At 68.0% G+C, this 8,552-nt stretch carries 5 protein-coding genes; 1 reads left to right on the top strand and 4 read right to left on the bottom strand.

Going from position 1 to position 8,552, the window contains the following annotated elements; genetic code table 11:
- Window positions 1-10: 10 nt before the first annotated feature.
- Complete coding sequence (locus V9L20_RS26735; RefSeq protein WP_337298844.1) at window positions 11-2,131, bottom strand: PQQ-dependent dehydrogenase, methanol/ethanol family; 2,121 nt, start codon at window positions 2,129-2,131, stop codon at window positions 11-13.
- A gap of 160 nt (window positions 2,132-2,291) precedes the next feature.
- Between V9L20_RS26735 and V9L20_RS26740 the strand changes: the two genes are divergently transcribed.
- Window positions 2,292-3,575: a helix-turn-helix domain-containing protein gene (locus tag V9L20_RS26740; protein ID WP_337298845.1), complete on the top strand. Its 1,284-nt coding sequence runs from the start codon at window positions 2,292-2,294 to the stop codon at window positions 3,573-3,575.
- 5 nt (window positions 3,576-3,580) lie between these two features.
- Here the strand turns inward: V9L20_RS26740 and V9L20_RS26745 are convergent, their stop codons facing one another.
- The 3 genes from V9L20_RS26745 to V9L20_RS26755 form a co-directional block, all read right to left on the bottom strand.
- Window positions 3,581-6,049 carry a membrane-bound PQQ-dependent dehydrogenase, glucose/quinate/shikimate family gene (locus V9L20_RS26745; protein ID WP_337298846.1) on the bottom strand — a complete coding sequence of 823 codons (2,469 nt, stop codon included), beginning with the start codon at window positions 6,047-6,049 and terminating at the stop codon, window positions 3,581-3,583.
- A 140-nt stretch (window positions 6,050-6,189) separates the two neighbouring features.
- A complete protein-coding gene (locus tag V9L20_RS26750) occupies window positions 6,190-7,350 on the bottom strand; it encodes an ROK family transcriptional regulator (RefSeq protein WP_337298847.1) in 1,161 nt (386 codons plus the stop codon).
- Window positions 7,351-7,384: 34 nt separating this feature from the next.
- Complete coding sequence (locus tag V9L20_RS26755) at window positions 7,385-8,161, bottom strand: ATP-binding cassette domain-containing protein (protein ID WP_337298848.1); 777 nt, start codon at window positions 8,159-8,161, stop codon at window positions 7,385-7,387.
- Between the last annotated feature and the right edge of the window lie 391 nt (window positions 8,162-8,552).

Here is an 8,552-nt window from a genome sequence, read left to right on the forward strand (position 1 = left end):
GCCGGTTGCTTTACTTGGGCCGTATCGCGTCCGCCGTGCCCTGGATGAAGGCCTTGATGCTCTCGATGTCGTCACCCGAGAGCTTGCCCGTGAAGTCGGGCATGCCGCGCGCCATGGCCGGGCCCTTGAGCACGAACTTGTCCAGGTTCTCGATGTACGCCGCGTCCATGTAGCCCAGGTTGGGGATGTTGCCGCCGCGGTCCACGCCCGGCACGCCGTGGCAGAACACGCAGTTGCTCACGTAGAGCATGGTGCCGGCCTGCACCTTGGCGGGGTCGTACTTCACGCCTTCGACCAGCTTGCTCATGCGGTACTGCACGAACTCCGGCATCTTGGCGGTGCCGCCGACGGCAAAGGTGTACACGGTGCCCGGGCCCTGCCTTTCGGTGGCGCGCTGCGCCAGCCCGTAGACGCCGCCCCAGCCCACCGCAACCGACACGTACTGCTTGCCGTCGACCATGTAGGTCGAGGGTGCCGCGACCACGCCGGTGCCGGTGGGGGTTTCCCACAGCTTCTCGCCGGTCTTGGCGTTGTAGGCCAGGAGGCGCCCGTCGGCGGTGCCCTGAAACACCAGGTTGCCCGCGGTGGTGAGCGTGCCGCCGTTCCACGGCGAGGCGTAGTCGACGCCCCATGCTTCCTTCTGGGCCACCGGGTCCCATGCCACCAGCCGGCCGAAGGGCTTGCTCTTGGGCGGCTCGGCATTGGCGAACATGGCGGTGTTCCAGCCCATGGCGCCATGCGGGCGGCCGGGCACGTTCTGGTCGAACTTCCAGTCCTTGTCGTCCATCAGGTTGAGCGGCACATGCTGCGCGGGCACATAGGCCAGGCCGGTCTGCGGGTTGAACGACATCGGGTGCCAGTTGTGCGCGCCGAAGGGCCCCGGAATGCTGTCGCCGGGCTTTTCGTTCTGGCGCGCGGCGGCAATCTCGATCGGGCGGCCGTTGGTGTCGTAACCGGTGGCCCAGTTCACCTCGACAAAATTCTTGGCCGAGATGAACTTGCCGTTGGTGCGGTCGATGACGAAGAAGAAGCCGTTCTTCGGCGCATGCAGGATCACCTTGCGCGGCTTGCCGCCGATCTGGATGTTGGCCAGGATCATGGGCTGGGTCGAGGTGTAGTCCCAGTTGTCGCCGGGCGTTTCCTGGTAGTGCCACACGTACTTGCCGGTGTCGGGATTGAGGGCCACCACCGAGCCGAGGTAGAGGTTGTCTCCGCCGCCGGGGCTGCGCTTGCTGCGCGCCCACGGCGAGCCGTTGCCGGTGCCCACGTACATCAGATTGAGCTCGGGATCGAACGCAAAGGTGTCCCACGCGGTGCCGCCGCCGCCGGCTTCCCAGTACTTGCCGCTGGGGTCCCAGGTCTTGGCCGCGCGCGCCATCGATTCGTCCTCGAAGGGCTTGGACGGATCGCCCGGCACGGTGAACCAGCGCCACTTCTGCTCGCCGGTGGCGGCATCGTAGGCCGTGACGTAGCCGCGCACGCCGTACTCGGCGCCGCCGTTGCCAATGATGACCTTGCCCTTGAAGACGCGCGGCGCGCCGGTGATGGTGTAGGAGCCCTTCTGCCCCTCGATGGTGTTCTTCTCCCAGACCTTCTGGCCCGTGGCCGCATCGAGCGCGATCAGGCGCCCGTCGTACGCGCCGACGTAGACCTTGCCCTCGTACAGCGCCACGCCGCGGTTCACCACGTCGCAACAGCCCCTGAAGCCCTTGGACTTGTCGACCTGCGGATCGGAGGTCCAGAGCCTCTGCCCGGTGCGCGTGTCGACGGCGTGCACCACGCTCCACGAGGCGGTGACGTACATGATGCCGTCCACCACCAGCGGCGTGGCCTCCACGCCGCGCGTGGACTCCAGGTTGTACGACCACACCAGGCCGAGCTGCTTCACGTTGCCGGCGTTCACCTGGTCGAGCTTGCTGAAACGGGTCTCGGCGTAGTCGAGGCCGTAGCTTGGCCAGTCGGGTGTCTTCTTCTGGGCCGCGTTGGCGCGGATGAAATCGCCGTTGACCTTCTTGACGGCAGCGCCCGCGCGGTCTTGTGCGCTGGCGGAACCCTGCGCGGTGGCCATCGGCGCGCACAGGCTCAGCAATGCACCGGCAAGCACAAGCAGGCCGGAGTGGATCTTTTTCATCGTGAGTCTCCTTTGTGCCGCAAGGATCGTTTTTGCCGCACTCGCCTTCACCCTCGGGATTTCCCCAGTCCGGCGCTGTTCCATTGCGGAACACATTCGCAGGGGTCAGCAACTCCCCTTCGTCCCCTCCGATTTCCCGTTTCGAGGAGCAGCGAACAGCATGGCTTTCGAAAGGCTGGGCAAGGCCAATGCGCCGCGCCAACTCTTTTCAACGACGCCGGCGCAGCGCGTGGCGCTCGCGCGGCAGCAGTTCTTCGAGGAAGGCGTGCGGCCCTCGGGGCTGGTCGGCGAAGCAGTGATCCAGTCGTGGCTGCGCTGCACCCGCACGCACAGCGACAGGCAGCGCATCGTTCCCTTCGACGCGGTCACGCCCAGCCGGCTGCACGCCACGCTGGCGCGCAACCGCGAGCTGCTCGAAGTGGCGCGGCAGGAGCTCGCGAGCATGGAAAGCGCGCTCGCGGGCACCGATTGCCGCGTGATCCTGACCGACGGCGAAGGCGTGGTGGTGCATGTCACGCAACAGCCGGCCGCCGCATACCAGCCGGTGCTGCGCAAGACCGCGCGCGTGGGCGTGAACATTTCCGAGCGCATCGTCGGCACCACCGCGCCGGGTATCGTGGCGACCACCGGGCAGGCCTGCACCGTCGACGGGGCGGAGCACTACTTCGACGTGCTGTCGCAGATGCAATGCGCTGCGGCGCCCATTCGCGGCGTGACAGGCCAGCTGGCCGGCGTGCTCGACATCACGATGGAAGCGCGGCGCTTCGGTTTCGACGCGGCGTCGATGGTGGCTCTGTACGCGACGATCATCGAGAACCGACTGCTGCAGGCGCAGTCGCGCGACCACCTGATCTTGCGCTTTCAGGCCAGCCCCAACCTGCTCGGCACACCGATGGAAGCGCTGGCCGGGGTGGCGCCCGACGGCACCATTGCCTGGCTCAACGGCGCCGGCGCGCGGCTGATCGGCCGCCTGCCTGAAGACACTTGTGAGCGCGCTGTGGAGTCGATGCTGGGCCACGATCTGGCGAGCCTGCTGCGGCTGGGCCGTCGCGAGGCCGCGCAGCCGATGCGCCTGGCGAGTGGCCTCGGCGTTTGGGTGCAGGCGCGGCTGAAGGCTGCGGACGGCGCCGACTTCAGGCACGCGGTGGCCATGCCCGGCGAGGCCGCGCCGGTGTTGCCGATCGAACCTGCAGCCGCGATGAAGGCGCCTGTGGCAGAAGGTTGCGCGGACCCGGCCATGCCGAACCCCATGCAAGCGGAAGCGTCGCACGGCGAAACCCTGCGCGAGCACAGCCGCAAGCTGATCGAGGAAGCCCTGGCGGCGCAAGGCGGCAACGTGTCGCAGGCGGCGCGCCAGCTGGGCGTGTCGCGCGGCACGCTGTACCGCCGCTTGCGCGGCTGGCGCGAAGAGGACGGCCAGGGCGCGCCGCTCGCAGCGGGCTGAGCCCCTCAGCGCTTGGGCAATGCGTAGGCGATCACATGGTCGCCCGTGCGCGTGCCGAGGGAACCGTGGCCGCCCGCGGCCACTACCACGTATTGGCGTCCGTCGCTGCCGGTGTAGGTCATGGGCGTGGCCTGTCCGCCGGCCGGCAGGCGGCTGCGCCACAGTTCCTTGCCGTTGGCGACGTCATAGGCGCGCAGGTAGTAGTCGAGCGTGCCCGACAAGAAGGCCACGCCACCGGCCGTCATGATCGGTCCGCCGAGGCTGGGCACGCCCATCGCAAAGGGCAGCGGCAACGGCGAGCTGTCGCGCACGGTGCCGTTCTTGTGCTTCCACACCACCCTGCCGGTGCGCAGGTCGGCCCCCGCCACGTGGCCCCAGGGCGGTGCCTGGCACGGCAGGCCCAGCACCGAGGTGAAGGCACTGAGCTGCACCGCGAAGGGCGCGCCAAAGTTCTCGTTGAGCGCGGGCAGGCTGTCGTTGGGGCGGTCCTTGCCCTGCACGTAGAGCGAGGTGTTGTCCTTGCGCGGAATGAGCTTGGACACGAAGGCCAGCGAGGCGGGCGTGGTGAACGCCATCTGCCGCTGCGGATCGACGGCGACGCTGCCCCAGTTGAAGACGCCGAAGTTGCCCGGGTAGATCAACGAGCCCTCGGTCGAAGGCGGTGTGTAGCGGCCCTCGTAGCGCAGGCGATGAAATGCGATGCGGCATGCGAGCTGATCGAACACGGTGCCGCCCCACATGTCGGCCGGCGTGAGCGCGGGCGGATCGAACGAAAGATCCGACACGGGTTGCGTGAGCGATGTGTGGTCGCCTTCGGCCGGGCCTTGCGGCGCGGGCCGCTCGTGCACGTTCACCACGGGCTTGCCGTCGCGGCGGTCGAGCACGAACAGCTCGCCCTGCTTGGTGGGCTGCACCAGCGCGGGCACCGTCTCGTTGCCGACGCGAAGGTCGATGAGGCTGGGCTGCGAGGGAACGTCGTAGTCCCACAGGTCGTGGTGCACGGTCTGGAAGCTCCAGCGCACACGGCCGGTGGCCAGGTCGAGCGCCACCACCGACGACGAGTAGCGCTCGGCCCCTTCGGTGCGCTTGCCGCCCCACTGGTCGGGCGGCTGGTTGCCGGTGGGCACGTAGACCATGCCCAACGCCTCGTCGACGCTGGAGATCGACCAGCTGTTCGGCGAGTTGGCGGTGTACGTGCGGTCGGCCGCAATGGGCGCGGTTTCATCCGGGTTGCCCGAGTCCCAGTTCCACACCAGCGCGCCGGAGTCGATGTCGAAGGCGCGGATCACGCCAGAGGTCTCCTGGGTCGAGACGTTGTCGAGCACGGTACCGCCGACGATGATGAGCGAGCGCGTCACGACCACCGGCGACGTGGAGTAGTACGAGCCCGGCTTCACGTTGGGCATGTTCTTCCAGAGATCGATCTGCCCGGTGCCGCCGCCGAAGCGCATGCAGGGTTTGCCGCTCTCGGGGTTGAGCGCGAGGATGCGGCCATCCGCGGTGGGCATGAAGAGCTTGGCGTCGCAATCGCCACCGGCGGGTGCGGGTGCGGGTGCGGGTGCTTGCGCAGCGGCTGCCGGCGTAGCAGTGGAAGCGGCCGCGGGCCGCACGGCACTGCCGGGGTCATACGAAAGGCCGCGGCAAGTCAGGTGCTGCAATGCGAGGGGGCGGCGAATCTCGGGCGTGTAGCGCCACAGCTGCTCACCCGTGGTCGCGTTCAGCGCCACCACCGACTGGTGCGGCGTGCAAAGAAAAAGCCGCTCGCCGATCTTCAGCGGCGTGACCTCGAAGGTCGTCTCCTCGGGGTCGCCGCTCTGGCCGCGCACGTCGCCGGTGCGAAAGTGCCATGCCTCCTGGAGCTGGCCGACATTGGCCGGCGTGATCTGGTCGAGCGCCGAATAGCGCTGGCCCATGGCGTTGCCGCCATAGGCAGTCCAATCCTGCCTGGGGGGCGGTGGGCTGGCGGGTGTGGCGGCGGCCACAGGTGCCGTGGGTGCGGGCATGGTGCCTTCCACACGCGTGGCGGGGTCTCGCGTCCACGAGACCACCGCGGCCAGCAGAAAGGCCAGCAGCACCACGCCAAGAAAACCGCGCGCGGGCGCCACGCCAACGGCATTGCGGCGCGCGAGTGCGCGCGCCGTCCACGGCATGAGCAGGAACATGCCGATCACGAAGAACACATCGCCGCGCGCCGCCAGCGGCCACCAGTCGAAGCCCACCTCCCACAAGGCCCACGCCAACGTGAATGCCACCACGAGCGCATAGACCCACAGGCCCGCGCCGCCTCCGCGCGGCAGCAGCACCGCGGCAAGGATGAGTCCGAGCCCCGCGGCCACGTAGTACCAGGAGCCGCCGAGCACGACGAGCCACGCGCCCGCCGCACCCAGCGCCAGGCCCGCAAGGCCGATGACCACCGCGGTGACAGTCAGCAGCGTGGAAGAAGGCGCACGTAGGCGCGCGGCGGCGTCGGGCATGGCATGAAGCTCCTTGTTGTTCCCGGGTTCTTGGAGACTGCGAAGTCAAGAACCTAGGCCAAGGCCACGGCGACGCGCGTAGGCGGTTTGCGCATGTGGCCGTGCAATGCCGGTGGCGATGCCGCTTTGAAGAGAGCCTTTTAGTTCGAAGGTACTCGGTCTTCGCGCGCGGCGCGGGCACGGCGCGTGCGCGCATCGGGCTGCAGCGGCCGCAGGTATTCATGCAGCGCCAGCGCCGCAGCGCCGACAGCAGCCGCAAGGTCGCCGTAGCGCGCCAGGCGCAGGTCGGGCGCGGGCATGCCGGCCGCTTCGGCCTGGCGCTCGACCACTTTGAATGCCGCTTGCAACAGGCCGGGATGGTTGGTGCACGACTTGCCGCCGAGCACGATGGCGCGTGGATCGAAGGTGACCCACAGGTTCTGCAGCAGCACACCGAGGACGGCGGCCGCATGCGCCATGCCGGGCGCTTCGCGCTCGAGCGCGCGCGAGCCGAAGAAGGCTTCGGCGCAGCCCCGGCGGCCGCACGAGCACAGCGGCCCGTCGATCTGCAGGATGGTGTGGCCGATCTCGCCGGCCATGCCCTGCGCACCGGTGAAGAGGCGGTCGTTCAGCACCACGCCGGCACCCACGCCCACGTCGCAGCTGACGAAGATCAGCGGATCCCCGCCTTCGCTGCCGAAAAATTCATACTCGCCGAGCGCGCCTGCATCGGCATCGTTCTGCAGCTGCACGGTAACGCCCGGCAGCCCCGCAGCGGCAAAGGCTTTCTCGAGCGCAGGCAGCAGGCTCACATTGCGCCAGCCGAGGTTGGGCGCGAAGCGGACCACGCCGGTGCAATCGTCCACCGCGCCCGGCACGCCGACACCGATGCTCGACAGGCGCAGCCCGAGGCTTTTCAGCCGCGCGTGCGCCGCCGCGGCCATGCGCGCGACCTGCGCGCATACGCCCGCGGGCGTGCCGTCGGCCAGCGCCTGCGTGTCGGCATGAAGCACCTCGCCCTGCAGCGAGACGCAGACGAGGCGCACGGTTTCGACCGCGATCTCGACGCCCATCAATGCGCGCACGCCGACGTTGATCTGCAGCGGCGTGGAGGGGCGCCCCAAGCCGTCTGCAACAGTGGCACCCGCTTCGCTGAGCCAGCCCTCGTCAAGCAGTTCGCGCACCAGCAGGCTCACGGTCGATTTGGTGAGCCCGCTTTCCGCGGCCAGCCGCGCACGTGAGAGGCCGGGCCGCGCGCGCAGCAGGCGCAGCAGTGCGCTGCGGTTCATTCGCTTGAGAAGTTGCTGGTCGCCGATGGTCATGAACCAGCCCCCGGCGCACGAACCACGACCGCGTTCACCTGTGCGCCTGCTCTTTTCCTTCGGGGTGCTTGCCGGCGATGATCATGCCGAGCACTTCGTCTTCGGTAACGTCGGCGGTGCGGTAGGTGCCCACGAGCTTGCCGTTCTTCATGACGGCGACGCGGTCGCTGAGCGAGAACACATCGGGCATGTCGTGCGTGATGAGGAAGATACCGACACCGTCGGCCTTGAGCTGCTTCACGAGCCCGCCGACCATGGCGGTTTCTTCGGGCCCGAGGGCGGCACAGGGCTCGTCCATGATGAGAATGCGCGCGTTGAAGTACAGCGCACGCGAGATCGCCACCACCTGCCGCTGTCCACCCGAGAGCCTGCGCACCGGAATGCGGATGTTGGTGAAGTTCTTGTTCAGGCGCTGGAACACCTTGCGCGCCTGCACTTCCATGAAATGATCGTCGAGCGTGTTCCAGCGCGTCATCTTCTCGCGGCCGAGAAAGAGGTTGGACACGGAGTCGAGGTTGTCGGCCAGCGCGAGCGTCTGGTAGATGGTCTCGATGCCCAGCGCCTGCGCCTCGGCGGGGGTGCGGATGTGGACCTTCTCGCCCGCGATCAGCGTGTCGCCCGAATCGATGGGGTAGGCGCCGGCGAGCATCTTCATGAGCGTGGACTTGCCTGCGCCGTTGTGGCCCAGCACTGCGACCACTTCACCGGGGTGGAGGTTGATGCTCACACCGTCCACGGCTTTTACGCCGCCGAAGGCTTTGCGGATTTCGCGCAGTTCGACCAAAGGTTTTGCGGTGTCTGGCGTGGTCATCTGGCTTCCGTTGCTGTGGGCACGTTGTTGTTCAGGGCGTGTGCAAAGGCCACCGGGTACTCCCCTCCGCGAATGTCCCCCGGCCTGCGGCCTCCTCCTTTATTTCGCTGCGTGGAGCACCCGATGCCCTGTGCACTGGGACACGCTCTTGGTGTACCGCTAATCAACGACCGCTCTTTGCAACGCACCCGCTGGCGGGGTGCCTTGCGCAGCGAAATAAAGGGGGAGGCCGCAGGCCGGAGGACATTCGCGGAGAAAGGTACCCCGTCGGCGGGTGCGCGCCCCGAACCAGACCGTGAACAACGCGCGTTCATCTAGGGCCTGTTAACACAATCGAAGTCCGTCGGCGATCAGCGCAAAGCTGATGAAGCCAAGGAACATTACGTCGAGC

The sequence above is a fragment of the Variovorax sp. CCNWLW225 genome (genome assembly GCF_037204045.1).
Lineage (GTDB): Bacteria > Pseudomonadota > Gammaproteobacteria > Burkholderiales > Burkholderiaceae_C > Variovorax.

What these genes read in the sequence shown, in the direction of transcription:
- V9L20_RS26745 (WP_337298846.1), bottom strand. Translation starts at nt 6,049, where the DNA reads ATGCCCGACGCCGCCGCGCGCCTACGTGCGCCTTCTTCCACGCTGCTG.
- V9L20_RS26740 (WP_337298845.1), top strand. Translation starts at nt 2,292, where the DNA reads ATGGCTTTCGAAAGGCTGGGCAAGGCCAATGCGCCGCGCCAACTCTTT.
- V9L20_RS26750 (WP_337298847.1), bottom strand. Translation starts at nt 7,350, where the DNA reads ATGACCATCGGCGACCAGCAACTTCTCAAGCGAATGAACCGCAGCGCA.
- V9L20_RS26735 (WP_337298844.1), bottom strand. Translation starts at nt 2,131, where the DNA reads ATGAAAAAGATCCACTCCGGCCTGCTTGTGCTTGCCGGTGCATTGCTG.
- V9L20_RS26755 (WP_337298848.1), bottom strand. Translation starts at nt 8,161, where the DNA reads ATGACCACGCCAGACACCGCAAAACCTTTGGTCGAACTGCGCGAAATC.